28 protein-coding genes and 1 tRNA gene are annotated in these 24,736 nt (G+C 69.6%); 20 read left to right on the forward strand and 9 right to left on the reverse strand.

The window, feature by feature from the left end; all coding sequences use genetic code 11:
• Positions 1 to 2 precede the first annotated feature (2 nt).
• The 12 genes from ACSDR0_RS01585 to ACSDR0_RS01640 all read left to right on the forward strand — a co-directional run bounded on the left by ACSDR0_RS01585 (position 3) and on the right by ACSDR0_RS01640 (position 10,214).
• Positions 3 to 914, forward strand: coding sequence for a branched-chain amino acid ABC transporter permease (locus ACSDR0_RS01585; protein WP_435286876.1), 912 nt, complete (start codon positions 3 to 5; stop codon positions 912 to 914).
• Positions 911 to 2,446 carry a branched-chain amino acid ABC transporter permease gene (locus ACSDR0_RS01590; RefSeq protein WP_435286877.1) on the forward strand — a complete coding sequence of 512 codons (1,536 nt, stop codon included), beginning with the start codon at positions 911 to 913 and terminating at the stop codon, positions 2,444 to 2,446. The genes ACSDR0_RS01585 and ACSDR0_RS01590 overlap by 4 nt, the downstream gene beginning before the upstream one ends.
• A complete protein-coding gene (locus ACSDR0_RS01595; protein ID WP_435286878.1) occupies positions 2,443 to 3,195 on the forward strand; it encodes an ABC transporter ATP-binding protein in 753 nt (250 codons plus the stop codon). The genes ACSDR0_RS01590 and ACSDR0_RS01595 overlap by 4 nt, the downstream gene beginning before the upstream one ends.
• The gene (locus tag ACSDR0_RS01600; protein WP_435286879.1) at positions 3,195 to 3,893 is read left to right on the forward strand and encodes an ABC transporter ATP-binding protein; all 699 of its coding nucleotides are present in this window, start codon (positions 3,195 to 3,197) and stop codon (positions 3,891 to 3,893) included. The genes ACSDR0_RS01595 and ACSDR0_RS01600 overlap by 1 nt, the downstream gene beginning before the upstream one ends.
• 125 nt (positions 3,894 to 4,018) lie before the next feature.
• Positions 4,019 to 5,419: an NAD(P)/FAD-dependent oxidoreductase gene (locus tag ACSDR0_RS01605; protein WP_435286880.1), complete on the forward strand. Its 1,401-nt coding sequence runs from the start codon at positions 4,019 to 4,021 to the stop codon at positions 5,417 to 5,419.
• Between the two features lie 161 nt (positions 5,420 to 5,580).
• Positions 5,581 to 6,432: a CHRD domain-containing protein gene (locus ACSDR0_RS01610; protein ID WP_435286881.1), complete on the forward strand. Its 852-nt coding sequence runs from the start codon at positions 5,581 to 5,583 to the stop codon at positions 6,430 to 6,432.
• Positions 6,422 to 6,775: a hypothetical protein gene (locus ACSDR0_RS01615; RefSeq protein ID WP_435286882.1), complete on the forward strand. Its 354-nt coding sequence runs from the start codon at positions 6,422 to 6,424 to the stop codon at positions 6,773 to 6,775. The genes ACSDR0_RS01610 and ACSDR0_RS01615 overlap by 11 nt, the downstream gene beginning before the upstream one ends.
• A gap of 116 nt (positions 6,776 to 6,891) precedes the next feature.
• Positions 6,892 to 7,389: a hypothetical protein gene (locus tag ACSDR0_RS01620; RefSeq protein WP_435286883.1), complete on the forward strand. Its 498-nt coding sequence runs from the start codon at positions 6,892 to 6,894 to the stop codon at positions 7,387 to 7,389.
• A gap of 56 nt (positions 7,390 to 7,445) precedes the next feature.
• Positions 7,446 to 7,847 carry a hypothetical protein gene (locus ACSDR0_RS01625; protein ID WP_435286884.1) on the forward strand — a complete coding sequence of 134 codons (402 nt, stop codon included), beginning with the start codon at positions 7,446 to 7,448 and terminating at the stop codon, positions 7,845 to 7,847.
• Between the two features lie 571 nt (positions 7,848 to 8,418).
• Positions 8,419 to 9,036, forward strand: a complete 618-nt coding sequence (locus ACSDR0_RS01630) for a TetR/AcrR family transcriptional regulator (protein WP_435286885.1) — start codon at positions 8,419 to 8,421, stop codon at positions 9,034 to 9,036.
• 288 nt (positions 9,037 to 9,324) lie between these two features.
• Positions 9,325 to 9,696, forward strand: a complete 372-nt coding sequence (locus tag ACSDR0_RS01635) for a RidA family protein (protein WP_435286886.1) — start codon at positions 9,325 to 9,327, stop codon at positions 9,694 to 9,696.
• 95 nt (positions 9,697 to 9,791) lie between these two features.
• Positions 9,792 to 10,214: a hypothetical protein gene (locus ACSDR0_RS01640; RefSeq protein ID WP_435286977.1), complete on the forward strand. Its 423-nt coding sequence runs from the start codon at positions 9,792 to 9,794 to the stop codon at positions 10,212 to 10,214.
• Here the strand turns inward: ACSDR0_RS01640 and ACSDR0_RS01645 are convergent.
• Positions 10,098 to 10,514, reverse strand: coding sequence for an ATP-binding protein (locus ACSDR0_RS01645; RefSeq protein WP_435286887.1), 417 nt, complete (start codon positions 10,512 to 10,514; stop codon positions 10,098 to 10,100). The genes ACSDR0_RS01640 and ACSDR0_RS01645 overlap by 117 nt on opposite strands.
• 189 nt (positions 10,515 to 10,703) lie before the next feature.
• On the opposite strand from ACSDR0_RS01645, the gene ACSDR0_RS01650 reads away from it, so the two are divergent.
• Positions 10,704 to 11,624, forward strand: coding sequence for an SGNH/GDSL hydrolase family protein (locus ACSDR0_RS01650; RefSeq protein ID WP_435286888.1), 921 nt, complete (start codon positions 10,704 to 10,706; stop codon positions 11,622 to 11,624).
• Between the two features lie 201 nt (positions 11,625 to 11,825).
• Here ACSDR0_RS01650 and ACSDR0_RS01655 read toward each other — a convergent pair whose 3' ends face one another.
• Positions 11,826 to 12,269 (reverse strand): integrase core domain-containing protein, encoded by a 444-nt coding sequence (locus ACSDR0_RS01655; protein ID WP_435286889.1) that lies wholly within the window; start codon positions 12,267 to 12,269, stop codon positions 11,826 to 11,828.
• An 827-nt stretch (positions 12,270 to 13,096) separates the two neighbouring features.
• Positions 13,097 to 13,170: transfer RNA gene (locus tag ACSDR0_RS01660), tRNA-Lys, on the reverse strand.
• A 136-nt stretch (positions 13,171 to 13,306) separates the two neighbouring features.
• On the opposite strand from ACSDR0_RS01660, the gene ACSDR0_RS01665 reads away from it, so the two are divergent.
• The 3 genes from ACSDR0_RS01665 to ACSDR0_RS01675 are packed head-to-tail and all read left to right on the forward strand — an operon-like array spanning position 13,307 to position 15,707.
• On the forward strand, positions 13,307 to 14,158 hold the full coding sequence (locus tag ACSDR0_RS01665; RefSeq protein ID WP_435286890.1) for an AAA family ATPase: 852 nt from the start codon (positions 13,307 to 13,309) through the stop codon (positions 14,156 to 14,158).
• A complete protein-coding gene (locus ACSDR0_RS01670; RefSeq protein WP_435286891.1) occupies positions 14,155 to 14,340 on the forward strand; it encodes a hypothetical protein in 186 nt (61 codons plus the stop codon). The genes ACSDR0_RS01665 and ACSDR0_RS01670 overlap by 4 nt, the downstream gene beginning before the upstream one ends.
• Positions 14,337 to 15,707, forward strand: coding sequence for a vWA domain-containing protein (locus ACSDR0_RS01675; protein ID WP_435286892.1), 1,371 nt, complete (start codon positions 14,337 to 14,339; stop codon positions 15,705 to 15,707). The genes ACSDR0_RS01670 and ACSDR0_RS01675 overlap by 4 nt, the downstream gene beginning before the upstream one ends.
• 162 nt (positions 15,708 to 15,869) lie before the next feature.
• On the opposite strand, the gene ACSDR0_RS01680 is transcribed toward ACSDR0_RS01675, so the two are convergent.
• Positions 15,870 to 16,607, reverse strand: a complete 738-nt coding sequence (locus tag ACSDR0_RS01680; protein WP_435286893.1) for a nuclease-related domain-containing protein — start codon at positions 16,605 to 16,607, stop codon at positions 15,870 to 15,872.
• A 220-nt stretch (positions 16,608 to 16,827) separates the two neighbouring features.
• Between ACSDR0_RS01680 and ACSDR0_RS01685 the strand changes: the two genes are divergently transcribed.
• A complete protein-coding gene (locus ACSDR0_RS01685) occupies positions 16,828 to 17,430 on the forward strand; it encodes a TetR/AcrR family transcriptional regulator (protein ID WP_435286894.1) in 603 nt (200 codons plus the stop codon).
• Here ACSDR0_RS01685 and ACSDR0_RS01690 read toward each other — a convergent pair.
• Positions 17,390 to 18,187: an SDR family NAD(P)-dependent oxidoreductase gene (locus ACSDR0_RS01690; protein WP_435286895.1), complete on the reverse strand. Its 798-nt coding sequence runs from the start codon at positions 18,185 to 18,187 to the stop codon at positions 17,390 to 17,392. The genes ACSDR0_RS01685 and ACSDR0_RS01690 overlap by 41 nt on opposite strands.
• 114 nt (positions 18,188 to 18,301) lie before the next feature.
• On the opposite strand from ACSDR0_RS01690, the gene ACSDR0_RS01695 reads away from it, so the two are divergent.
• Complete coding sequence (locus ACSDR0_RS01695; protein ID WP_435286896.1) at positions 18,302 to 18,883, forward strand: TetR/AcrR family transcriptional regulator; 582 nt, start codon at positions 18,302 to 18,304, stop codon at positions 18,881 to 18,883.
• A 40-nt stretch (positions 18,884 to 18,923) separates the two neighbouring features.
• Here the strand turns inward: ACSDR0_RS01695 and ACSDR0_RS01700 are convergent, their stop codons facing one another.
• From ACSDR0_RS01700 to ACSDR0_RS01710, 3 genes are all read right to left on the reverse strand, one after another.
• On the reverse strand, positions 18,924 to 20,024 hold the full coding sequence (locus ACSDR0_RS01700; protein WP_435286897.1) for an acyl-CoA dehydrogenase family protein: 1,101 nt from the start codon (positions 20,022 to 20,024) through the stop codon (positions 18,924 to 18,926).
• A gap of 84 nt (positions 20,025 to 20,108) precedes the next feature.
• On the reverse strand, positions 20,109 to 21,284 hold the full coding sequence (locus ACSDR0_RS01705) for an acyl-CoA dehydrogenase family protein (protein WP_435286898.1): 1,176 nt from the start codon (positions 21,282 to 21,284) through the stop codon (positions 20,109 to 20,111).
• A gap of 140 nt (positions 21,285 to 21,424) precedes the next feature.
• Positions 21,425 to 22,627, reverse strand: coding sequence for an acyl-CoA dehydrogenase family protein (locus tag ACSDR0_RS01710; protein ID WP_435286899.1), 1,203 nt, complete (start codon positions 22,625 to 22,627; stop codon positions 21,425 to 21,427).
• Between the two features lie 75 nt (positions 22,628 to 22,702).
• Here ACSDR0_RS01710 and ACSDR0_RS01715 point away from each other — a divergent pair, with 75 nt between their 5' ends.
• Both ACSDR0_RS01715 and ACSDR0_RS01720 read left to right on the forward strand, forming a co-directional pair.
• Positions 22,703 to 23,299, forward strand: a complete 597-nt coding sequence (locus ACSDR0_RS01715) for a YdeI/OmpD-associated family protein (RefSeq protein WP_435286900.1) — start codon at positions 22,703 to 22,705, stop codon at positions 23,297 to 23,299.
• A gap of 43 nt (positions 23,300 to 23,342) precedes the next feature.
• On the forward strand, positions 23,343 to 23,930 hold the full coding sequence (locus ACSDR0_RS01720; RefSeq protein WP_435286901.1) for a GNAT family N-acetyltransferase: 588 nt from the start codon (positions 23,343 to 23,345) through the stop codon (positions 23,928 to 23,930).
• Between the two features lie 160 nt (positions 23,931 to 24,090).
• On the opposite strand, the gene ACSDR0_RS01725 is transcribed toward ACSDR0_RS01720, so the two are convergent.
• Entirely contained in the window at positions 24,091 to 24,669 is a 579-nt protein-coding gene (locus ACSDR0_RS01725) for a TetR/AcrR family transcriptional regulator (protein WP_435286902.1), read from the reverse strand.
• Positions 24,670 to 24,736 lie beyond the last annotated feature (67 nt).

The raw sequence follows: 24,736 nt of genomic DNA on the forward strand, positions 1-24,736 counted from the left end.
CCGTGGCGACACTGGCCCAACAGATCGTCAACGGTCTGGTGCTGGGCGCGTTGATCGGCTTGATCGCGCTCGGCTACACCATGGTCTACGGCATCGTCCAGTTGATCAACTTCGCGCACGGTGAGGTGTTCATGGTGGGCGCGTTCGGCGCCCACTTCGCCTTCCTGTACCTGCTGCCCGCGGGAACACCCTGGTATCTGGCCCTGCCGGTCATGGTCGTCGCGGCGGTGGCGGTCTCCGTCGCCGTCGCGGTGGCGATGGAGCGGTGGGCGTACCGGCCCCTGCGCGGCGCGCACAAGCTGGCGCCGCTGATCACCGCGCTCGGTGTGTCGATCCTGCTGCAGGAGGTCGTGCGGGTCTTCTACCCGGGGGCGACCGCGCCGCTGGCCTTCCCGCGCGCGTTCGCCGAGAGCAGCCTCACGCTCGGTCCCGTGATGATCCTGTGGACCGGGGTCCTGGCCATCGCCGTGGCGCCGCTGCTCGCCGCGGGCCTGCACCTGTACGTGGAGCGCTCGCGGCTGGGCCGCGCCATGCGCGCCACCGCTCAGGACCCGGACACCGCCCGCCTCATGGGCATCGACCCGGACCGGGTGATCCTGGCGACGTTCGTGATCGGCGGGGTCCTTGCCGGAGTGGGTGCCGTCCTGTACGGCGTCCACTACACGCAGATCGACACCGCGATCGGCTTCCAGAACGGCATCTTCGCCTTCACCGCCGCCGTGCTCGGCGGCATCGGCAGCATCCGCGGCGCCATGCTCGGCGCCCTGTGCCTCGGGCTGGTGAAGTCGCTGGCCGGCCAGTACGCCTGGGGCGGCGCCCAGTACGACTATGTCTGGGTCTTCGTGCTGCTGATCCTGGTGCTGATGTTCCGGCCGCAGGGCCTCCTCGGCCGACCGGAAGGAGAGCGGGCATGACGGCACTGAAGACTCGACCGGCTCCGGACGTGCGCGCACCGGTGACAGGCCTGTGGCGTTCTGTGCCGGGCGCCGTGCTCGTACTGGTGGGGGCGCTGTCGCCGTGGGCCTCCGCCGTGCTGCCCGGCGGGGCGTACCCCGACCTGGCCACGCTGCAGTTCTTCGATGCCCCGTACCTGGCCACCGGGTTCCGCCTGCACCTGGTCCTTCTCGGTCTGGCCGCGTTCGCGCCGCGGGCGAGCAGGCCGGCCGGCGTAAGCGTGATCATCGTCGCGCTCGTCCACACCGGCTTCCTGACCGCTCTCGGCGCCCTGTCGTTCGGCGGCCCGGTCGCGCTGGCCGGAGGCGCCCTCCTCGCGTGGCTGGGCCGCGGACAAGCGGCGCCGGAGTGGAAGCCGCCCGTTCGTGCGGTTGCCTGGCCGGTCCTGGTCGTCGCGTTCGTGGCCCTGCTGTGGCTGGTGTCGGCGACGCTGACGGCGGGCGGGCAGAGCCGGGCGACCAATCCCCACGGCGGGGCCGAGTTTCTGGCCTTCCTCGGGTTCGCCGTCGGCCTGGTCGGTATCCTGTCCGCCTACGGGGTGCTCGCATGGCTCTCCGCGTTGGCCGAGCGGCATCGGCTCTTCAGCATCACGGTCCTGCTGGCCTGCGCGATGCTGTTGCCGCTCACCGAGGCGGGCACGGGCTACTGGATGACGGTGGCCTCCACCATCGGTGTCTACGCGGCCACCGCGATCGGGCTCAACATCGTCGTGGGCTTGGCGGGGCTGCTCGACCTCGGCTACGTGGCCTTCCTCGGTATCGGGGCGTTCACCGCGGCGAATCTGGCCCACACGGTCCCCTTCCCGATCGCCGCGCTCGCGGGGGCGGCGACAGCCGGACTGCTCGGCGTGGTGGTGGGCGCGCCCACCCTGCGCGTGCGGGGTGACTATCTGGCGATCGTGACACTCGCGTTCGGGGAGATCTTCTTCCGTGCGGCGCAGAACGACCTCGGCGGGCTGACCGGCGGCGCCAACTCCATGCCGGGAATCCCGCCGATCACCATGTTCGGCCTGGCGTTCGACCGGCCGGTCGGCGGGCTGCCCGCGGGTTTCCTCTACTACGCGGTGACCGTGCTGATGGTGGCCGGGGCGATGGCGGTGCTGACCAACCTGAAGCACAGCCGTACCGGCCGGGCCTGGCTGGCGATCAGGGAGGACGAGGACGTCGCCAGGGCCATGGGCGTGCGCACCGGCCGGGCCAAGATCCTGGCATTCCTCGTCGGCGCCACGCTGGCGGGCCTGGCCGGCGCGGTCTTCGCCCACAAGCTGGGGACCGTCGGGTACGAGAGCTTCGACTTCAGCGAGTCCGTCACCTTGCTGGCAGCGGTGATCCTCGGTGGGATGGGCACCGTGCCCGGCGCGGTCGTGGGCGCCTCGCTGCTGTTCGTGCTGCCAGAGAAGCTGCGCGAGTTCAGCGACTACCGGCTGATGCTCTTCGGGCTCGCTCTCATCCTCATCATGCGTTTCCGTCCGAAGGGGTTGGTGTCCTCATGACGTTGACCGCGCAGAACCTGTCCATGACCTTCGGCGGGCTCGTCGCCCTGGACAGGGTGTCGCTCACCGTGCCGGACCGCCGAGTCATCGGTCTGATCGGCCCGAACGGCGCAGGCAAGACCACCCTGTTCAACTGCCTGACCGGCCTGTACGCTCCCACGTCTGGGCAGGTGCTGCTGAACGGGCGCCCGCTCGCCGCGGATCCCGCCGAGGCGGCCCGCAGCGGGATCGCGCGCACCTTCCAGAACATCCGCCTGTTCACCGAGATGTCGGCCCTCGACAACGTGCTCGTCGGCCGGCACACCCGGATTAGGCAAGGGCTGCTGGCGGCTCTCCTGCACGGCCCAGGCTTTCGCAGGAGTGAGGCCGAGGCGGTTGAACGAGCCCGCGCCGAGCTGACTTTCGTCGGCCTTGACCCCGCCGGCCGCATCCCTGCCCGCAGCCTGGCCTACGGCGACCAGAGACGCCTGGAGATCGCCAGGGCGCTGGCGAGCGACCCGTCGGTGCTCATGCTCGACGAGCCGACCGCCGGCATGAACGCCACCGAGACGGCCGCCATCCGCGAGCTGATCCTCGCCATCCGCGAGCGCGGCACCGCCGTGGTGGTGATCGAACACGACACCAAGTTCATTTTCTCCCTCTGTGACCACGTGCACGTGCTGATGCGTGGGCAACTACTCGTCGACGGGCCGCCCGAGGCCGTACGCGCCGACCCGCGGGTCATCGAGGCCTACCTCGGAGCCGCCTGATGCTCGAAGTGAACGCACTCGCCGTCGCGTACGGTGCGATCGAGGCCGTGCAGGACGTCGGCTTCACCGTCGAGGAGGGGCAGATCGCCTGCCTGGTCGGCACGAACGGCGCGGGCAAGACCACCACGCTCAGGACCATCTCCGGCCTCCTCCGCCCACACCGTGGCGAGATCCGCTTCCGTGGCCGCCCGATCCATCACCTGCCCGCGCACACCGTGCTCGCCCTCGGTATCGCCCACTGCCCCGAGGGCCGCAGGCTGTTCACCGGGATGACGGTCGAGGAGAACCTGATGCTCGGCGGGCACCTCCGCCGGGACGGCGAGGTCACCAAGGACATGAACCGGGTGTACGAGCTGTTCCCTGTCCTCGGCGAGCGGCGGACTCAGCGGGCCGGGCTGTTCTCCGGCGGCGAGCAGCAGATGCTGGCGATCGGACGGTCCATGATGGCCAGGCCAAAGCTGCTCATGTTCGACGAGCCCACCATGGGGCTGTCGCCGATCATGAGCCAGCGCATCCTCGGCGCCATCGCGCTGCTACGGGACCAGGGAACGACGATCCTCATGGTCGAGCAGAACGCCCTCGCCGCGCTCACCCTGGCCGACCGGGGTTACGTGATCGACCTCGGCCGCACCACCCTCTCCGGCCCAGGCCGTGAACTGCTCGCCGATCCTCGGGTACGCGCCGCCTACCTCGGCTAGCCCGGTTTCCGCGCACGGCACGACCGGCGTCGGTTGGAGCAGAAGTGGGCACCTGGTTGGCCTGGTGAATGAGCAGTCTTCGCGAACATCCTGACCGTTCGGAGACACGCTTCTGGAGGTTCAAGATGTCGCTCATCGTGGTGGTGGGAGCTGGGCCCGCCAGTCTGGTCACCGCCCTGCTGCTCGCCAAGGACGGGCATCAGGTGACGCTGCTCGACCGGGACCCCGCCGGGCCCGGGATCATCCATCGGGCCTGGGAGCTGTGGGAGCGGCCGAGCGTCAGCCAGTTCCGCCTGCCGCATCGCCTCACGGCGTCCGGCTGGCAACGGCTGCGGGTGGACTTCCCGCAGGTGGCCGCCAGGCTGAAGGAGGCCGGGGCCGTCCCCGGCAATGCGATCGCCGGCTCCTGGCGGGCTCTGGACGGTCATCGCGAGGGCGACCAGCGGTTCGAGACGATCGCCGTACGTCGTCCCGTCCTGGAGGCGGCCCTGGCCGACACGGTGCGAAGCATGCCCGGCGTCACCGTCCGCCGTGGTGTGGAGGTGACCGGGCTGCTCATCGGGGGCGGCTCGCTGCCTCGCCTGCGCGGAGTCGAGACTCGCGCGAAGGAGACCATTCGGGCCGACCTGGTGGTGGACGCGAGCGGGCGCAGGAGCCCGATCCCCGGGCTGCTCGACCGGTCGGGCATCGCCCGGCCGGTCGAGGAGCTGGCCAAGGATGGTTTCGCCTACTATGCCCGGCATTTCGCGGGCCCCATGCCGCCCTCGCCCATCTGGCCGCTGGAGCATCACGACGGCCTGTCCGCCCTCGTACTCCCCGGAGACGTCGGCACCTGGTCGGTGACCTTCGCCGTGCCGGCCGAGGATCTGCCGCTGCGCGACCTGCGGCACGCCGCCGTCTGGCAGCGGGTCGCGGCCCTGTTCCCGTCCCTCGCTCCGTGGGCCGACGGCATCCCGGTCAGCGACGTGCTGTGGACGGCCGACGAGACCACCAGCCGCCGCCCGCTCGTCGTGGATCGACGGGCGGCGGTCCACGGCCTGCTCAGCGTCGGTGACGCCTGGGCGGTCACCAACCCGATGTTCGGGCTCGGCCTTTCCCTGGCGTTCACGCAGGCGCACCTCCTGCGCGACGCGGTGCAGGTGCACGGGCTGGACGACCCGGGAAAGCTCGCGCTGCGGTTCGACGAGGCCGTCCAGAATGCTCTCACCCCGGTGTACGAGAGAATCAGCCGGTGGGAACGGCACCGGCTCGCCGAACTCGACGCGACGCGCCGCGGGCGAACGTACGAGAGCGGTGACGCCGAATGGACGCTGAGCAAGGCGCTCGACGCGGCCGCGTACGTGGACGGCGACGTGCTGCGCGGCGTGGCGGACGTCGCTCACCTGCTCGCCACGCCGGAGAAGGCGATCCTCGCCACCGGGCTGGCGAACAGGGCCCGTGACCTGGCCGCAGATGCCCCGCGGGTGCCCGCGCCCGGCCCTTCCCGCGCCCGGCTGCTGCGAGCCATCGACGAGGCCCGGCCGTAGCGCTCGTGCCCGCCGTCTATCGGGCCTGGTTCGTCCCGCCTTCATGGCGTCATGAGACCAGGCGGGCGGGCTCGTCCTCCTGCGCGGCCAGCCAGAAGGCATGAGTGTCGAAGACGTTCTCGAACCGATGCACGACATTCACTTTTCCGAGAACGACCGCCGTGGCCGCCGCCTCGGTCCTGGCCGCCGGCGTGCTCGCGGCACCCGCCGCGGCTCGCGCGGACGTCTACCTGGCCGCGACCCTGGTCGGTGCGAACGAGGTGGGCGAGGGCGACGACAACGGCAAGGCCGTCGCCTACTTCCACATCAGCGGTAGCAAGATCGAGTACGCCGTCCGCTGGCAGGGCGTGGGGGCTCCCACCGCCTTCCACATCCACCAGGGCAAGTCGGGCAGGAACGGGCCGGTCAAGATCCCGTTCTTCGGCCAGAAGCTGCCCACCGGGCTCAACGCCGTCGCCGGGATCAGTCGTGCCGGCGCGGACCTGCTCGCCGACATCGCCAAGTCGCCGAAGAAGTGGTACGCCAACCTGCACACCGGCGAGTTTCCTGGCGGCGCCGTACGGGCCCAGCTCAAGCGGGTGCCGAAGATCGATCTGGTCACGGTCCTGGACACGGATGCGAAGACCACCTTCACCGCCTTGGCCAACGCCACGCAGGAGGTGCGTGAGCCCGGGAAGAAGGTCGGCGACCAGCAGGGCGTGGCGGTCTGGCTCGTCTGGGTCAAGGGCAGGAAGGTGCACTGGGCCACGCTCTGGCACGGCCTGACCGCGCAGCCGGCCAACGGCCACCTCCATCGAGGCAAGAAGGGCGTGAACGGTCCTGTCGCGGTGGACTTCTTCGCCGCGCCCGGCGGCCTGCCCAAGGGGATCACCGGCGCGTCGGGCGTCGCGAGCGCCTCGTCCTCGGTCGCCGAGGGCATCAAGAAGAACCCGAAGAACTGGTACACCAACCTGCACACCGCGGACTTTCCCGACGGCGCGGTGCGCGGTCAGCTCAGCAAGGGTGGTTGGTGACGTCAGGCACCCGGCCGTCGCCCGGCCCATCTCGTCCAGGCACTGCGCGGCCCAGGCCGACACGTTCCTCCGGCTCGTGCGGGCGGCGGGGCCGCCGTACTGGGGTGCGGTTCTCATCCCCATCTCTGTGGGCCAGGTCCTCTCGAACCTGACGATGTTCCAGGCCATGGCGGATGTGCCCAACATCGACGTCGTCTACTGGACCTTCTGGGCCGAGACGCGGTTCTACATTCTCATCCTGGCCCTGACCTGGATCGGCGTCATCCGGTCGCGCGTCGTGCCCGCCTGTACGGCCTCGCTGCCCGGTCACCGCAACCGGGCTCCGTCCGCGAGAACACGGTGAGCGTTGCTCCGGGATCCCGGCGAGAAGTGGACACAAAGTGATCTTGTTTCTGAGCAGTCGATCGTTGGAGCATGTGGGCCTCCCATCCGAGCCGACATTCTGGAAACCAACCGAAGATGAGAAAACTACTCGGCCTGTGCGCTGGCCTGGCCGTCACCGCCACGCTGACCCTCAACGCCGCGCCGGCGTCTGCTGAGTCGGGCTGGTACCTGCTGAAGAACACCAAGTCGGGTCTGTGTCTGGAGGCACAGACCACAACCGGCCGTCTGATGATGATGAAGTGCAACAAGAACGTCGCCAACCAGCACTGGGAGAACTACAACGACTTCCAGTACACGTTCCTGAAGAACAGGGCCAGCCTGAGCGGCGGATGCCTCGCGGCCTTGACGCCGAAGGATGTCCGCGTCCAGGCACCGTGCGTAAAAGGCGACCTGCGGTTCATGTGGGAGTGGGGCGGTGTCACCGGCCCTGGCTTCTTCTACCGCTACTGGCGCAGCCACGGATTCCCCGGTAAGGACCTCACCGCCTGGAACGACGGCACGGTCAGCCTGTCGGTGAGCTGCCCGCCCTGCACTGAGGCGTCGAAGATGGACTGGGACAGGCTCTGGGTATGATCGCCGCTCGGCGGCGGCCCTCGACTGATCAATCGTTGCAGCTTATGGAGAAGACTGTGCCAAGAATGCGTACCCTCGCCGTCAGTGCCGTTCTGGCGGGTTCCATGGCCGTCGGCCTGGCCACCGCGCCCGCCCAGGCGTCCTCGACCGTGGTGGCCAAAAGCTTCACGTATGGGTCGCCTAACAAGGAGGGCTATTTCAAGGGCCGCGTCTACAAGCAGGGCGGCCACTACTACTTCAAGGGTTTTCTGTGGGACGGCAAGCCCAAGCCGCAGGATTACACCTATGTGAGGTTCCGGTATTACGACGAGCTCGGCGACAAGCGCCAGGAGACCCACAAGGTCGTCAGCGGTAAGAAGCACTTCGGGCCCTTCCGCATCACGAAGGACTTCGATCTGCGTGTGTGCGATGCCGGCAAGCTCGGCAAGGACTGCGGCAGCGGGCACGACGTCTTGTGAGGAGACGGGCAGCCGCCGGGGCGGATCAAGAGCGCCGGCCCCGGCGGCGCCCGGGCACGGCACTGCCGGGCGATCGTTAAGTGGTCACCCGATGGTCTGTCGGCTGGTCAGCCGATGCCGCGACAGTAGCGGCGAAGCCCGGCTGGGGCAGTGCGATCGCGCCTGTCCGAGGAGACCGGGCATGGTCGAGGGGAGAACGACTGTGATAGCCGTGGTGGTTGGCCGGCTCGCGAGCGCCGTTCAGTACGCAACGACATACGTCGTGCTGAAACTCACTTGCACGACGCCGGCGGGCAAGGCCGGACCGCCCGCCGGCCCCCGGCATTGAGCCGGTGTCCACCGGCCGCCGTCGCGGGACGGGCTCAGCGCCCCGAGGGCAGGAAGCCGAGCAACAGCTCGTTGACCTTCTCCGGCTGGTTGAGCTGCATCCGATGACCCGCGTCCTCCAGGCGCTCCTAACGCCAGGACGCGGTGATTTGGGGGGGCGCTACTGATCATCGCCTCCTCGGTGGGGTAGACGTCGTCGCTGCTCCACGTCGCGTGCTGGAAGTGTTGTCAAGGGGATATGCGCATGGCCAGGAAAGCCGAAGTGGTGCAGGCGAACCTACGCGGTCGTGCGGGCGAGACTCGGGGCCTCGGCTCGCCGGCACGGCAACGCCTGCTACAGACGGCCACTCGCCTGTTTTATGCGGAGGGCATCCACATGGTCGGCGTAGACCGTCTGGCAGCTGAGGCGAAAGTGACGAAAGCGACCTTCTATCGGCACTTCCCAGCCAAAGACGACTTGGTTCGCGCCTACCTTGAGGAGCATGACCAGAGGATCCGCGTCACGGTGGACGCCTTGGCCGGACGCGCGGGCAGCGCCTCAGAGGTGCTCACCGCCCTCGTCACGGGGATCGAACAGCGAATACAGAGCCCTGGTTTTCGCGGATGTGCATTCCTCAACGCCGCGGCCGAATATCCTGACCATGATCATCCGGTCCGGCTTGTTGTTGCGGCGCACCGACGTTGGTTCCGCTTGTTCCTGACGCAGTTGCTGCGGAATAGTCGTCATCCGCGCCCAGAGCCCGCCGCGGCGACGCTCATGTTGCTCCTCGACGGCGCCATGAGTGCCGGTCACGTTGATGACCCGCCTGCGCGTTGGACGGCTTCAAGAGCGGGGTCAACATGGTGCTCGCCGACCTCCTGATCTGATCGCCGCCCGTAGCCGGCCTGCTTGATGAGCGGAGCGATGGGGCGCTCGGCAAAGCGGCGGACGAACCAGGCCGTCATGCACGTGGCCACCGCCAGCGCGAGGCAGCCCTGCCTCGACCAGCGCCGTCAGGGTCAGCCACCCCCCATAGGACGGTGAACACAAGGTCGTCGGCGAACCCCGCCCTCTGACCAGCGTCTCAGCGGCTCACTCTCGTCAGAATTTGGACGTTTCATCTAGACTCTGTACATTCCGTCTAAACGATCTACTGCTGGAGGGCCTCCGATGTCTCCCACCGATGAGCATCCATATTCGACGGCGTTCCGAAGCGGCGACCTCGTGGCGATCTCAGGACGGCTCGGCGTGAGCGAGCCCGGTGTGCTGGTGCCTGGCGGGTTCGATGCCGAGTGCGCGCAGGCGTTCGCCAATCTGGACGAGGCGTTGCGATCTGTCGGGGCCGCGCGTGGTGACGTGATCAAGGTGGTGGCCTACCTGACCGACATCACCGACCGGTCCCGGCTCAACGCCGCCTATGAGAGCTTCTTCGCCCGACCCCGCCCCGCCCGCAGCTGCGTCGGTGCCGCGTCGCTGCCCTATGGGGGCCTCATCGAGATCGAAGCCCTCGCTCGTGTACGGGAGCCCGCCCGTGAAGGGTGAGCAGGACGGCTCGCCCCCGTCGTCGAGGGGATCGTGCGACGCTGGGCTCGTTCTGTGAAGTGGTGGTGCATGACTTCCGCCGCCCGGAGAACTCCGTGGTCGCCATCGCCGGCACCGTCACCGGGCGCAGCGTCGGCGGGTCGATGAGCGAGATCGGCATGAGCCTGCTGGCCCGCGGCGATCATTGGGCGTCCAGCGCGAGCTCGTCTTGCTGTCCCGGACCGCCACCGCGGCGCCCAGCGAGAGGGCCAGCGGGTGACCGCCGGCGAAGGCCAGCAGCGGCTCGCGCAACTCGTCGCTCACGCCGCGTTCGTCCAGCAGCGCCGCCGCCTCTGTCGGCCCGAGGTCGCGCAGCGGCAGTACGCGCAGCGCGCCGGCCCAGGCCGGGTCGGCCTGCCACATCAGGTCCGGCGGCACGCGCCCGGCCACCACGACCACCGCGCCGACCGGCAACCGGGGCAGGAACCGCTCGCGCAGCCAGCCCTCCAGACCCTGGACGCGCTCGAAGGTGTCGATGAGCAGCACCGCGCTCTCATCACCGAGCACCGCCTCGGCCTCGGCCCGAAGGACGCCGGCACCGGATCCAGCGTGTGCCCGTCCACCGTCGTGACCGCTCGCCCGATCGCCGCCGCGTGCTCGGCGAAGCGGCGGAGCAGCGCGGACTTGCCGACGCCGCCGGGGCCGTACACGTACACGACGCTCCAGCCGCCCCCCAGCGCCGCGTCGAAGACGGCGAGCTCCTCCTCCCGCCCCACGAAAGCCCGCTCCCGCGCAGCCTGCAGGCGCCGTCCGAGAACCAGATCATTCCCCCCATGCATGAAGTAACTGAAGCTTTCCCCCTTTGCCCGTCGTGCCGGGTGACCGACGACTGAACAGAAAACGAACTAGTGAATGAGCAGTGGCCACCGCCAAGGTGCGGCGGTGGGTTCCGGCCCGCCGCCGTCCTCCGAGCGCGCGGCGACGGGCCAGGGCCCGCAATCCCGGTCATTTTCGTGATGGAGGCCCTCATGTCCCGAACTTCCCGCCTACGACCCGCCCGTCGTGCGACCGTGACGGCCACCGCCGTGCTCGGTGCCTGCGCCGCGCTCGTCACCGCAGGCCAGGGAACCGCCACGGCCGCCGCGAGCAGCGCGCCCGCCGTGCGCTACGTCGCACTTGGCGACTCCTACGCCTCCGGATACGGCACCCTTCCGGTCGACAGTGAAGCGTGCGGTCGCGGCAAGGTGAACTACCCCGCCGTCCTACAAGCCGTGGCCAAGCCGGCGAGCTACAAGAACGTCGCATGCGCAGGCGCCACCACCCGCAGCATCTGGAACGCGCAGAAGGGCCAGCCCGCGCAGATCAAGGCGCTCAAGGCCGACACCAACCTGATCACGGTGTCCATCGGCGGCAACGACATCGGCTTCAGTAAGATTGTCATGAACTGCGCCCTGCTCGGCTTGCAGAAGGCCACCGGTGACCCGTGCCGCCAGAGCTACAACAAGTCCGGCAAGGATGAGATCCTGGCCGCCATCGACTCCGTCAAGTCCCGCATCGGTGACGTGGTGATCGACGCCAAGCGGCACAGCCCACACGCCTCCATCGCGCTGGTCGGCTACCCGTCGCTGCTGCCCGACAGTGGTAAGAGCTGCCGCTCGGCCCAAGTGCCGTTCGCCGAGGGAGACTTCGCCTACCTGCGCAACATCACGGTACGGCTCAACAAGGCGATCGCCGAGCAGGCCAAGAGGACCGGCGCGATCTACGTCGACACCTACAAGCCCTCGATCGGGCACGACATGTGCGCGAGCAAGGACAGGCGGTGGATCGAGCCGCTGCGCGCCGAGGGGTCGGACGAGATTCTCCCGGCCGCGGCCCACCCGAATGCCCGCGGGATCATCAGCCTGGGCGGCACGATCTCCCGGACGCTGTCCCAGCACGTCGGCGGCTGACGCGAGGTTGTCACTTCGGGCTCTGTCGCAGATTCTGCGACAGAGCCGAGTCGGCCTTGAGCGCGGTACCGGGATTTCTCCCGGTCCGTATCTCCAGACCGCTCGCCAAACCCTGCTCCTGCCGGAATTCCGTCCATGCAGGTCAAGCGGCATGTGAGTATTCGTGAAGAATGCCGCCGAGCCGGTCTCGTCGGCGGATGTTCAGGTCGATGATGCGCCCGGGATCGGTGATCGGGTCCGGGCGGGACGCAGCGGGGCGGCTTGGTCCAGGGCTTGATGGGCCCGGTGCTGGTTGTAGAAGCGTTCGTACTCGCGCAGGACGTGCCGCAGGTGGCGTTCGTTCCATACGAGGCAGCGGTCGAGAAGCTCACGGCGGCAGGACTGCACCCACCGCTCCATGATCGCGATCGTACGCGGCATCCGAATACCGGTGAGCACTGTCTCGATGCCGACCTCGGCGAGAATCTCGTCCATGAACGCCGGGAACTTACCATTCCGATCGCGGAGCAGAAAGCGTGCCCGGCAGCCCGCATCGTCCAGGTCCATCACCAGGTTCCTTATTGCCTGGACGACCCAGCTCGCGCTCGGGTGCGCGGTGGTGCCGAGCACGCGGATGCGCCTAATGGCGTGCCCGATGACGGCCAAGATGTAGACGGTGCGATCTCGATGCCGAGCGTGGTGAGCTCGCCGTGAACCCGCCGGTAGCCCCAGCTGGGGTTCTCCCGGACCAGGCGCAGGATGAGAGCGCGGATGGAGCGGACCGTGGGCCGGGCGTCCTGGCCGCTTCGGCCGGCAGATACGGGCGTGACGCCGTCGCATCAGATCGCGATGCCAACGCAGGACGGTGTCCGGCCGGACGAGGAGCCGTAGCCGGCGCAGGACCTCCGCGCGGCAGTGGCACTTTGGTGTCAGCACCGAGTTGGCGTTCAAGGACGGTGATCTGGTGACGCAGAGCAAGTATCTCCATGTCCTTGTCCCGATCACTCGTGAGCAGCAACCGCAGCGCGGCGAAGGCGCTCGTGACAGTCAGGTAGGCCAAGCGAAGGAGCACAGCGCATCATCCTGCCGTACGCGCCTCCGTCTCCCGGGTGACCGAAGCTCGCGTACGCCATGCGAAGCCCTCACAGAGTCATGACCTGGGCGGACGTAATCATCGGCAGGCGCAGAGCAGGCCAACATCAGGAGCGCGCGTTACGGCCGATTTGATCATGTCTTGAGCTGGGAGCAAAGATAACTCGCCCCAACGCGCAGCCAAAGCCTTGCAGGCTGCCCTTGCCTGGATGTCCGCATGGGCCGGTGTTGACGATCGGGTCCATGCCGGGTGCCAGGACATCCTGTCGCGTGCCGGAACCGTGCCGAAGAGCAACCAGCGAGCAACCAATGGCGCGCCTCGGTCTGTCCAGAGGCGGGTGGAGGCCCTCCAAGAACCGAGAAACCCCAGCTCAGCGCACTGAGCCAGGGTTTCTGTGCGGTGCGCCGCCAGGGACTCGAACCCCGGACCCGCTGATTAAGAGTCAGCTGCTCTAACCAACTGAGCTAGCGGCGCTTGAAGCCCTTGAAGAATAGCGCACATCGGGCGGCGTCTCGAAACCGGCCGACGGCCGCCGGCCGACGGCGACCGCGAGGCGGGGACGATCACCGGCTAAGCTAGAACAACATTTGGTCCTGTACTGGGAGCACATATGTGGTTCGCCTCACCGAGCGACGCCGGCGAGCGGCTCGACGCCGTCGACTACCTCCCCGACGACTCCATCTCGACCTCGGTCTTCCTGGCGGGCGCGCTCGGCAAACCACTGCTCACCGAGGGCCCAGCGGGGGTGGGCAAGACCCAGCTCGCCAAGGCCGTGGCGGCGGCGACCGGGGCGCGGCTGGTCAGGTTGCAGTGCTACGAGGGGCTGGACGAGGCCAGGGCGTTGTACGAGTGGAACTACAAGAAGCAGCTCCTGCGCATCCAGGCCGGGCAGGGCGAGGACTGGGACGCCACCCACGACGACATCTTCACCGAGGAGTTCCTGCTGGAGCGGCCACTGCTCGCCGCGATCCGGTCGGAGACGCCGGTGGTCCTGCTGATCGACGAGATCGACAAGGCCGACGTCGAGGTGGAGGGGCTGCTGCTGGAGATCCTGTCCGACTACCAGGTCACGATCCCCGAGCTCGGCACGATCGCCGCCGTGCGGAAGCCGTACGTGGTGCTGACCTCCAACGCGACCCGCGAGCTCTCCGAGGCGCTGAAGCGGCGCTGCCTCTACCTGCACCTGGAGTATCCGACGCCGGAGCGCGAGCGCGACATCGTGCTGGCCCAGGTGCCCGCGATCGAGGCGAGCCTGGCCGAGCAGCTGGCCCGCACGGTCGCCACCATGCGCACCCTGGAGCTGAAGAAGTCGCCCTCGATCGCCGAGACGATCGACTGGGCCAACACCCTGCTGGCGCTGGGCAGGACCGAGCTGGACGAGGCGGCGATCGGAGCCACCCTCGGCGTCGTCCTCAAGCACGCCTCCGACCAGACGCGGGCCCGCAAGGAACTGGCCCTGTGACCGGCCCCCTGGCCGGCCTCCCGATCGGCCCCGCGAAGAGCACCGCGAACGACACCGGGAGAAGCACCGCGGACGGCACCGCGATGAGCACCGCCCGCACGGCCCTGGGAACCGGGAGGACCACGACCGGCGTTCCGGGCAACCCGGACGGACCGGGGCGCGGGACGGGAGGCCGGAGGTGAGCCTGCTCGACCGGCACGTGGGGTTCGTGCACGCGCTGCGCGAGGCCGGGCTGCCGGTGTCGCTGGCCGAGGGGCTGGACGCGGCCAGGGCGCTGGAAGTGATCGACCTGGCCGAGCGGGAGTCGCTACGGGCCGCGTACGCCGCGACGCTTGTCAAGCGGCCCTCGCACCGGCCCGGCTTCGACACGCTGTTCGACCTGTGGTTCCCCGCCTCGACGACCGGCCTGCAGGCGCCGCGCGCGGCCGGACCCGACCTGCCGGACCTGCCGGACCTGGAGACCGCCGAGGTTCCCGAGCTGCGCGACCGGCTGGCCGAGCTGCTGCTGGGCGCCGAGGGGATGAACGAGTTCGCGCGGGCGATGGTGGAGCGCTTCGGCCGCCAGCCCGCCGGCCCCGGCAGGCAGAACTGGTTCTCCTACCCGGTGATGCGGGCTCTCTCCCCGGAGACGCTCATGGCGCGGCTGCTCGCCGAGGTCCTCGCTGGCCGGGAGCGCGGCGGGCTGGCGGAGAAGGTCGCCCGGCAGCGGATCGACGAGAACACCAGGCGCTTCGAGGACGCCGTCTCCGGCGACGTGCGCCGCCGGATCGCCGAGGACTCCGGGATCGAGCGGATCGCCCGCTCCGCCGTACGCCCGCCGCTCGAACAGCTCGACTTCCTGCGGATCACCAAGGCCGACCTGGCCAGGCTTCGCCGGGAGGTCCACCCGCTCGCCCGCCGCCTCGCCGCCCGGCTGACCGTCAAGCACCGGCTCGGCCACCGTGGCCGCCTCGACTTCCGCAGGACCGTACGGGCCTCGCTGTCCAGCGGCGGGGTGCCGCTGACCACCTTCAACAGACCGCGCCGCCCGCACAAACCCGAGCTGGTCATCCTCTGCGACACCAGCGACTCGGTCGCCTCCTTCGCCCACTTCACCCTGCTGCTGACGTACGCGCTGCGCGAGCAGTTCACCAAGGTCCGCGCGTTCGGGTTCGTGGACACCGTGGACGAGATCACCCGGTTCTTCGTGCCGGGCGCGGACGTGGTGGAGGCGATGACCCGGCTGGCGCGGGAGGCCGACATGGTGCGGTTCGGCCGGACCAACTACGGTCACGCGCTGGAGAGGTTCGCCGAGCGGTACGGCGACGCGATCGGGCCGAAGACGTCCCTGCTGATCCTGGGCGACGCCCGGTCCAACTACCAGCCGCCCGCGCTGGAGACACTGAGGCGCCTGGCCGCCGGCGCCCGGCACGCCTACTGGCTCAACCCGGAGCCGACCGCCCAGTGGGACAGCGGCGACTCGCTGGCGACGGCGTACGGCGGGATCGTGCCGATGCATGAGTGCCGGAACGTCGTGCAGCTGGCGGCCTTCATCGAGGAGCTCGTCTGACGAACCGAGGAACTCGCCCGACGAACCGAGGAACTCGTCTCACGAACCGTCGGACCTCCCGGATCCCGCCGGGTGCGAGTACCCGCCGCCCACGTGGATCGGCCCGCCCGGGGACACCCCGGGCGGTAGGAATCAGGCGAACGGGCCGGGCACCGGGCGCGGTCAGCTCATGCGGCGCAGCACCCGGGCGGCGGTCCTGACGAGGACCTCCACCTGAGCCTCGTCGAAGTCGGCCCGGGGACCCTGCTGGATCCAGCGCGCGACCAGGCGGGGCTTGAGGAGGGTGAGCCCCTCCGCGGTGACCGACCGCCTGATCTCGCCGCCGTGCACGGCGATCAGCGGTTCGATGGTGACGGGGATGCCCGACTCGCGGGAGAGCACCTCGGCCAGCGACTCGGAGACCTCGACGAGCGCCTTGGCCACCTTCGTGCCGTACTTCTCGCCCAGGAACAGCCGGTCGCCGTACCGGGCGATCTCGGTGTCGGGGTCCCACGCCTCGTTGTCGACCACCCAGACGCCACCGGGACCGATGACGAGGTGGTCGACCGAGGCCTTGCCCGGCATGGCCCGGCCTTCGAGGATGTGGTAGCCGGCCCTGCGCAGCTTGCGGCGGAGCAGCTTGCCGGTGATGGTCTCGCCCCGGCGCCTGCCGCGCCAGACGGCGGTGGCGTCGTACTCCCGCCAGGTCAGGAACGCGTCCCCGGCGGCGACGAGCAGGCCGCACAGCAGCCCGAGGATCGGCGGGGACAGGTTGAACCGGTAGGCGAGCGCGACGCCCACGGCCAGGCCGACCGCCGCCTTGACCGCGCGCATCTTCCTGCGCTGGGCGACTTCCTTGATCCAGAACTGCTCGTACATGACCTGCGGCGACAGGCCGTGGACCTGGTCGACTGGCGTCACGTAGATAGATCCGCCCGGCATAGCGAACCCCCATGGCTAGAACGGTCGGCAAGGAAGGGGGGATCTGCCACGCTGAAGATCCTCAGGCTATGAAATACCCAATCGGGGGCTCCAGCTATCCCTGGATCGCGAAGGTGACGCAAGTAACACGTATTCGCCAGCCGCCAGCGGCACAACCGACCAGTCGGTATGCTTTCCCTCACCACAGCATGGGGGACGCATGACTCAGGACCAGGAGCCGGTACGACAACGCCTGCTCAGCGAGGCCACCCGCCTGTTCGCCGAGCGAGGCTTCGAGAGTACGTCAGTGCAGGAGGTGGTCTCGGCAGCCGGTGTCACCAAGGGCGCGATGTACCACTACTTCGACTCCAAGGACGACCTGCTCCACGAGATCTACGGGCGCGTGCTGCGCATGCAGATGGAGCGGCTGACCCACTTCGCCGACGGCCCCGGGACGGTGTCCGAGCGCCTGCACTCCGCCGCGGCGGACGTCGTGACGACCACGGTGGACAACCTGGACGACTCCAAGATCTTCTTCCGCTCGATGCACCTGCTCGCGCCCGACACCCGCAAGGTCGTCCGCGCCGAGCGGCGCAACTATCACGAGCGCTTCCGCGACCTGGTCACCGAGGGACAGCGCGAGGGCACCTTCAGGAGCGACGTCCCCGCGGACATCGTCGTCGACTTCTTCTTCGGCTCCGTCCACCACCTGGGCACCTGGTACAGCGCCGAGGGCGCGCTCTCCGGCGCCGAGCTGGGGGCGCACTTCGCCGACCTGCTGCTCACCTCGCTGCGACCGGATCGGCCAGCACTCCCCGTGTGACCCTTCGCCCGAGCAGGGCGACGAGCCGGCGCGGCAGCTTGGACAAGAACCGGGTCGAGACGGAGTTGCCCAGCCCGGGGATCACGTAACCCCGGTCACGGTCGAGCGCGCGCAGAGCGCTTCCGACAACGGCCTCCGGCGTCAGCTCCTGCGCGCCGATCTTCGCGTTGTCCGTGCCGAGCGCGTCGAAGAACCCCGTCTGGACCGGCCCCGGGCAGAGTGCCAGCACCTTCACCCCCCTGCCCCGGAACTCGCTCCACAGGGCCAGGCTGAAGGTGAGCACGAACGCCTTGGACCCGCCGTAGGTCGCGAAGTAGGGCGTGGGCTGGAAGCCCGCGGTGGATCCCACGTTGACGACCGCGCCCCCGCCGCGCTCGACCATGCCCGGGATGAACGCGTGCGTCAGACCAACCATGGACACGACGTTGACCATCAGCTGGTCCCGATCCCGCTCGGCGGGGATCTCGGCGAACCGGCCGGCCGTGCCGAAGCCGGCGTTGTTGACGAGCAGGTCGACGGTCATCCCCCGGGCGGCCACCTCCTCCACCACCCGCGACGCGGCGTCCGGCGCCGCGAGGTCCTGGCCGACCACTTCGGCCCGCACGCCGTACGAACTTCGCAGCTCGCCGGCGAGCCTCTCCAACCTGTCGACCGAACGGGCGACCAGCACGAGGTCGTCCCCACGGGCGGCGAGCCGCCGGGCGAACTCCGCGCCGAGTCCCGAGGAGGCACCGGTCACCAAGGCTGTCTTACTCATCGTGATCTCCCTTTCGACGTCCCAACACTCCTAGAAAGTAGCAGCTTGCCAGTTATCTGCAACACGAAAGTTCCACTAAATCTTCGAGCGAGACCATTGCTGTAACATCTGACCATGGAAACAAAGGGCCGCCCGCTGCGAGCGGACGCCGAGCGCAGCATCCGGGCGATCATGGAGGCGGCCGAGCAGCTCCTCGGCGAGAATCCGGGCGCGACGATGGAGCAGATCGCGGAGGCGGCCGGGGTGGCCAGGACCACCATCCACCGGCGGTTCGCCAGCCGGGAGGCCCTCGTCGAGATCATGACGACCGCCGCGTGGCGGGAGATCAGCGCGGCCGTCGAGGCGGCCAGGCCGCACACCGCTCCCCCGCTGGTCGCGCTGCACCAGGCCACCACGAACGTGCTCCACATCAAGTCCCGCTGGCGGTTCGCCCTCAGCCACGTCAACCCGCTCGGCGAGGAGGCCGCGGGCATCCAGGCCGAGACCATGGACCGGTGCGACGCGTTGTTCCTGCGCGCACGGGAGACCGGGCTGCTTCCCCCCGGCACCGATCTTCTCTGGACCCGCCAGGTCTACCTGGCCCTGCTCAACGAGATCGCGTGCGGCCCCGCCTGGGACGAGCCCGGCGGGCCCGATCCCGACGCGCTCGCCGCCCGGATCATCGACACCCTGCTCTACGGCGTGACAGCGCGATGACCCCCGGCTCCGAGCCGGGGGTCATCGCGTCGGCGTGCGGTCAGGCCGGTCCGGGCAGGTCCGTGAGGGCCGCCACGGCCTCCCGGTGGGCGCCGGGGGTGCCGAGCGCGATCTCGGTGGCCTTGGCGCGCTTGAGATAGAGGTGCACCGGGTGCTCCCAGGTCATCCCGATCCCTCCGTGGAGCTGGACGCTCTCCTCGGCGACGTGCACCGCCACCTCCGAGCACCACGACGCGGCCACCGCCGCCGCCAGCTCGCGGTCCCGGACCGCCTCCTCGTCATAGGACGCGCCCGAGTCCGTGGCCAGCAGGTCGGCCGCGTTCCTCGCGGCGGCGCGGGCCCGCACCACGTCCAGCCAGAGGTCGGCCATCCGGTGCTTGATCGCCTGGAAGGAGCCGACCGGCCGGGCGAACTGGTGACGCTCCTTGATGTAGGAGAGCGTCGTGCTCAGGCACCACTCGGCGACCCCGAGCTGCTCGGAGGCGAGCAGGCCGGCGCCGAAGTTCAGCACCCTCCGCACGTCGAGCCTGCCGATCGCCTCACCGGCGGGGGTGTCGGAGAAGGTGACGGTGGCGACCGGCCGCGTCAGGTCGAGCGACGGCACCACGTCGATCCGGACGTTTGCGACCTCCACCTGGTGGAGCGCCGTTCCGACAGGAACGAGCAGCACGTCCGCCACGTCCGCGCCCGCCACCGCCCGGATCTCCCCGTTCAGGACCCCGTCCGTGACGGTGACGGTCTCCGGCAGCGGACGGTACGGCGAGGCCGCCAGCGACACCGCGAGCGCCGCCGTCGTCTCCCCCGAGGCGAGTTCCTGGATCAGGTCCTCCTCGCCGACCTGCAGCAGGGCCTTGGTGGCGAGCACCGAGCTGGTGAAGAACGGCAGCGGCGCCACCGCCCGTCCCAGCTCCTCCAGCACCACCGCGACCTCCCGCGCCGACGCCCCCGCCCCGCCGTACGCCTCCGGCACGAGCAGGCCCGCCACCCCGATGTCCCGGGACAGCGTCTTCCACAGGTCCATGTCGTACGGCACCCCGGACTCGACACGCCTCAACACGGCGTCGGCCCCGCAGCGGTCCGAGAGAAGATCCCGCACGGAGGCGCGCAGCTCCTCCTCGACCTCGGTATACAACAGTGTCATCAGTCGCTCACCACTCCTCGCTCGCTACGCGGACCGCTCGTCCCTCGCGACCCACTCCGCTCACTGCGTCGGGTTCGCTCCGTGTCATCGCGGAAGGTCCTTCCAGGGCACGTCCTTGTCGACGCGGGGTTCCGAGGGGAGGCCGAGCACGCGCTCGGCGATGATGTTGCGCAGGATCTCCGAGGTGCCGCCCTCGATGGAGTTGCCCTTGGCTCGGAGGTAGCGATATCCGGGGCCCCGGCCGAAGAAGTCGACGGTGTCGGAGCGGCGGAAGGTCCAGTCGTCGTAGACCAGGCCCTCCTCGCCGCGCAGCTCCACGTCCAGCCCCGACAGGGCCTGGTTGAGGTCGGCGAAGGCGAGCTTCATACCGGAACCCTCGGGTCCCGGCTGCCCGGCGGAGAGCTGCTCGCGCAGGCGGGTCCCGGCCAGGCGGGTCACCTCCGCCTCCACCCACAGGCGCAGCAGCCGCTGGTGCAGGTCGTGGGTGCGCAGCTCGGGCCGGGAGCGCCAGGTGTCGGTAACCAGGCCGACCACGCCGCCGCCCCGCCGGACCGGCGCGCCGCCGATGGCGACCCGCTCGTTCATGAGCGTGGTCTGCGCGACCCGCCAGCCGTCGCCGACCTCCCCCAGCCGCAGGTCGTCACCGAGCCGTACGCCGGTGAGGAAGACCTCGTTGAACTCGGCCTCGCCGGTGATCTGCCGCAGCGGCCTGACCTCGACCCCGGGGGCGTGCATGTCGCAGACGAAGTACGTGAGCCCCCGGTGCTTGGGCACGTCCGCGTCGGTCCTGGCGACCAGGATCGCCCACCGGGAGTGGTGGGCGCCGGAGGTCCACACCTTCTGCCCGTCCACCACCCACTCGTCGCCGTCCCTCACCGCGCGGGTGCCGAGCGTGGCCAGGTCGGAACCGGCACCGGGCTCACTGAAGAGCTGGCACCAGATCTCCTCGCCGGTCCACAGCGGGCGCAGGAACCGCTTCCGCTGCTCGTCGGTGCCGAACGTCAGGATCGTGGGCGCCGCCATCCCCAGCCCGATCGTCTGCACCCCGAGGTTGATCTGCGGCGTCCCCTCCAGCTCGCGCTCCACGACGTTCTGCAGCTCGCGCGCCGCTCCGAGCCCGCCGAGCCCCTCGGGGAAGTGCACCCAGGCCAGCCCGGCGTCGAACCTGGCCCGCAGGAACTCCAGCCGGTCCCCGGCGGGGTCGTGCCCGGCCAGGAACGCGGCAGCCCGCTCCCTGACCGCCTTCTCGTCCAGCGCCACGAACGCTCCCTTCGTCGATCTCCATCGACACTCGTCGGCCTTCGCCGATCCTCATCGGTTCGTGCGCCCCGCGCCTGCGGGACGACCCCGGCGTCGCTCTCGCCGTCCCGGGTGTGCGGGACGGCGACAGCGGCGCCGGATCACATGTGTTTCTTGAGCTCCCGGTAGGCCAGGGAGCGCTTGTGGACCTCGTCGGGCCCGTCGGCCAGCCTCAGCGAGCGGGCTCCCGCCCACAGACCGGCCAGCGGGAAGTCCTGGCTGACGCCTCCGGCGCCGTGGGACTGGATGGCCTTGTCGAGGATCCACTCCACATCGCGCGGTGTGGCGATCTTGATGGCCTGGATCTCGGCGTGGGCGCCCCGGTTGCCGACGGTGTCCATCAGCCAGGCGGTCTTCAGCACGAGCAGGCGGAGCTGCTCGATCCTCACCCGCGACTCGGCGATCCAGTCCTGGACGACACCCTGCTGGGCGATCGGCTTGCCGAACGCGTTCCGCGACAGGGTGCGGACGCACATCATCTCGACGGCCCGCTCGGCCATCCCGATCAGCCGCATGCAGTGGTGGATGCGGCCGGGCCCGAGGCGGGCCTGGGCGATCGCGAAGCCGCCGCCCTCCTCGCCGATCAGGTTGTCGACCGGCACCCTGGCGTCCTCGAACACGATCTCGGCGTGCCCGCCGTGGTCGGAGTCGGAGTAGCCGAAGACGTGCATGCCCCGCTTGACGTGCATGCCGGGCGTGTCGCGCGGTATCAGGATCATCGACTGCTGCCGGTGCGAGGACGCCTCGGGGTCGGTCTTGCCCATCACGATGAAAATCCTGCAGTTGGGGTTCATCGCGCCCGAGGCGAACCACTTGCGGCCGTTGACGACGTACTCGGATCCGTCCCTGACGATCGACAGCGCGATGTTCGTGGCGTCGGAGGACGCGGTGTCCGGCTCGGTCATCGCGAACGCCGACCGGATCTCACCGCGCAGCAGCGGCTCCAGCCACTCCTTGCGCTGCCACTCGCTGCCGAACATGGAGAGGACCTCCATGTTGCCGGTGTCGGGGGCGGCGCAGTTGGTGGCGGTCGGGGCGATCCTCGGCGAGCGGCCCATGATCTCGGCCAGCGGCGCGTACCTCAGGTTGGTCAGGCCCGCGCCGTGCTCGCCCGGCAGGAACAGGTTCCACAGGCCGCGCCTGCGCGCCTCCTCCTTGAGATCCTCCATCAGTGGCGGAGTGGCCCACCCGCTCTCGGCGGCCTGCGCCTCGAAAGCCTCCTCCGCCGGGTACACACACTCGTCCATGAAGCCGAGCAGCCGTCCCCGCAGCTCCTCGGTCTCGGCGTCGAACGCGAAATCCATGGCCCTCCTCACGGTCTTCCGTGAGGGTACCGACCGGACGGTATGACTGTCGACACGCCTCCTATGCTGAACCCCATGGACCCCGTCTTCTTCGCCACCCCCGAGGAGTTCCGCGCCTGGCTGGAGGCGCATCACGAGACCGAGACGGAGTTGCTGGTGGGCTTCTTCAAGAAGGGAACCGGCCGCCCCAGCATCACCTGGCCCCAGTCCGTCGAGCAGGCCCTGTGCTTCGGCTGGATCGACGGCGTCCGCAAAACCATCGACGCCGAGAGCTACAGCAACCGCTTCACGCCGCGCAAGGCGCGCAGCACGTGGAGCGCGGTCAACATCGCCAAGGTCGCCGAACTGACCGAGCGCGGCCTCATGCGCCCCGCCGGCCTGCGGGCCTTCGAGCAGCGAACCGAGGACAACTCGGCCATCTACTCCCACGAGCGGGACGGTGACCCCGCGCTGGACGAGGAGCAGGAGCGCCGCTTCCGGACGGAGACGGCGGCGTGGGAGTGGTTCCAGAGCCAGCCGCCCGGCTACCGCAAGACGGCGCTGCACTGGGTGACCACCGCGAAGCGGCCCGAAACGAGGGAGAAGCGGCTCACGCGGCTGATCGAGGATTCGGCGGCGGGACGCAGGCTCGGGCAGTTCGAGCGCCGAGTGGTCCCCGGGAACCCCCCGTGAGTGGACCTTCGAACAGGTCCACCTCGGGCCCTAGGGTCGCCCCATGACCGCGAAAATGCCCGCTCCCGCCATTCTCGAAGGCGAGACCGTACGGCTGGAGCCGCTGACCGACGGCCACGTCCCGGACCTGTTCCTGGCCGGTGGCGACGACGACGAGGTGTGGCGCTGGATGCCCGCCCCGACCCCGCGCACCGAGACGGAACTCGCGAAGATCGCGGCAGGACTGATCGAGGCCCCGGACCACGTGCCGTTCGCGGTGATCCTGAAGGAGACCGGCCGCGCGGTCGGCTGGACCACCTACATCGACACCCCGGGGTACGCCGACAGCATCGAGATCGGCTGGACCTGGTACGGCAGGTCCGTGTGGCGCTCCGCGGTGAACACCGAGTGCAAGGTCCTGCTGATCGACCACGCCTTCGACAAGCTGGGGGTGAACCGGGTCCAGCTCAAGACCGACAACCTGAACGTCCGCTCGCAGAACGCGATCAGGCGCGTCGGCGGCGTTCCCGAGGGCACCCTGCGCCGCCAGCGCCGCCGCGCCGACGGCACCTGGCGCGACACGGCCTATTTCAGCATCCTCGACGACGAGTGGCCCGCCCACCGCGCCCGCCTCACCGGCCTGTCCCGCTGAACCGTCACGCCGGCGCCCGGCCGGACCGTCACGCCCGCCTGCCCGGCCTGCCCCGCCGAACCCGCCCACCCCGGAACTCGCGAACGCCCGCGAACCCCCACGGCACACGGCTCGTGACCCACGACCCGTGACCCGCGACCCATGAACCTCGGCCCTTGACCTACGGGGTTTCGCGGCCGAGCATGCCCCGCAGGATTTCCCTGATCCCCAGGCGGAGGTCGTCCAGGGTCGGTTCCACTCCGGCGCCGATGACGGCGTCGAACATCACCCCCTCGCCGAAGGCGACGAACTGGCGCCCGTGCCGTACCGGGTCGGACGACCCCGCGGCGGAGAGGATCGCGACCGCGAGGCCACGGAAGCGCTCACCGGCCCTGTCGTAGATCGTGCGCAGCTCTGGGCGGCGGGTGGCCTCGAAGGCCAGCTCGTAGCGGGCGATCGTCCGTCGGCGGCCGACGGTCAGCTGCACCCAGAACGCCTGGGCCGTCATCTCGGCGAGGGCTTCGACCACGTCCGGCCCCGGCGGGCCGAGGATCGGCGCGAACGCGGCGGACTCCAGCTGGGTGAGCCGCGCGAGGGTCAGCTCCAGGAGCGCGGACCGGGTGCGGGCCAGGTTGGAGGTCGACCCCGGCGGCAGTCCCGCCGCCTCGTCCACGGCTCGATGGGTCAGGCCGCGCATTCCCCGATCCGCCAGCAGGTCGATGGCGGCGTCGGCGACGAGCTCGGCGCGCTGGGACTTCACCCTTCGATACTACATTTGTAGTTCCACTACAGGAGTAGTAATATCCACTACATCTGTAGTAAAGGAG

The sequence above is a fragment of the Streptosporangium sp. G11 genome (genome assembly GCF_051192615.1).
GTDB lineage: Bacteria > Actinomycetota > Actinomycetes > Streptosporangiales > Streptosporangiaceae > Streptosporangium.

What these genes read in the sequence shown, in the direction of transcription:
- ACSDR0_RS01720 (WP_435286901.1), top strand. Translation starts at nt 23,343, where the DNA reads ATGACCGCGAAAATGCCCGCTCCCGCCATTCTCGAAGGCGAGACCGTA.
- ACSDR0_RS01715 (WP_435286900.1), top strand. Translation starts at nt 22,703, where the DNA reads ATGGACCCCGTCTTCTTCGCCACCCCCGAGGAGTTCCGCGCCTGGCTG.
- ACSDR0_RS01685 (WP_435286894.1), top strand. Translation starts at nt 16,828, where the DNA reads ATGACTCAGGACCAGGAGCCGGTACGACAACGCCTGCTCAGCGAGGCC.
- ACSDR0_RS01665 (WP_435286890.1), top strand. Translation starts at nt 13,307, where the DNA reads ATGTGGTTCGCCTCACCGAGCGACGCCGGCGAGCGGCTCGACGCCGTC.
- ACSDR0_RS01710 (WP_435286899.1), bottom strand. Translation starts at nt 22,627, where the DNA reads ATGGATTTCGCGTTCGACGCCGAGACCGAGGAGCTGCGGGGACGGCTG.
- ACSDR0_RS01645 (WP_435286887.1), bottom strand. Translation starts at nt 10,514, where the DNA reads ATGCATGGGGGGAATGATCTGGTTCTCGGACGGCGCCTGCAGGCTGCG.
- ACSDR0_RS01595 (WP_435286878.1), top strand. Translation starts at nt 2,443, where the DNA reads ATGACGTTGACCGCGCAGAACCTGTCCATGACCTTCGGCGGGCTCGTC.
- ACSDR0_RS01635 (WP_435286886.1), top strand. Translation starts at nt 9,325, where the DNA reads ATGTCTCCCACCGATGAGCATCCATATTCGACGGCGTTCCGAAGCGGC.
- ACSDR0_RS01690 (WP_435286895.1), bottom strand. Translation starts at nt 18,187, where the DNA reads ATGAGTAAGACAGCCTTGGTGACCGGTGCCTCCTCGGGACTCGGCGCG.
- ACSDR0_RS01650 (WP_435286888.1), top strand. Translation starts at nt 10,704, where the DNA reads ATGTCCCGAACTTCCCGCCTACGACCCGCCCGTCGTGCGACCGTGACG.
- ACSDR0_RS01700 (WP_435286897.1), bottom strand. Translation starts at nt 20,024, where the DNA reads ATGACACTGTTGTATACCGAGGTCGAGGAGGAGCTGCGCGCCTCCGTG.
- ACSDR0_RS01620 (WP_435286883.1), top strand. Translation starts at nt 6,892, where the DNA reads ATGAGAAAACTACTCGGCCTGTGCGCTGGCCTGGCCGTCACCGCCACG.
- ACSDR0_RS01605 (WP_435286880.1), top strand. Translation starts at nt 4,019, where the DNA reads ATGTCGCTCATCGTGGTGGTGGGAGCTGGGCCCGCCAGTCTGGTCACC.
- ACSDR0_RS01695 (WP_435286896.1), top strand. Translation starts at nt 18,302, where the DNA reads ATGGAAACAAAGGGCCGCCCGCTGCGAGCGGACGCCGAGCGCAGCATC.
- ACSDR0_RS01630 (WP_435286885.1), top strand. Translation starts at nt 8,419, where the DNA reads ATGGCCAGGAAAGCCGAAGTGGTGCAGGCGAACCTACGCGGTCGTGCG.
- ACSDR0_RS01600 (WP_435286879.1), top strand. Translation starts at nt 3,195, where the DNA reads ATGCTCGAAGTGAACGCACTCGCCGTCGCGTACGGTGCGATCGAGGCC.
- ACSDR0_RS01590 (WP_435286877.1), top strand. Translation starts at nt 911, where the DNA reads ATGACGGCACTGAAGACTCGACCGGCTCCGGACGTGCGCGCACCGGTG.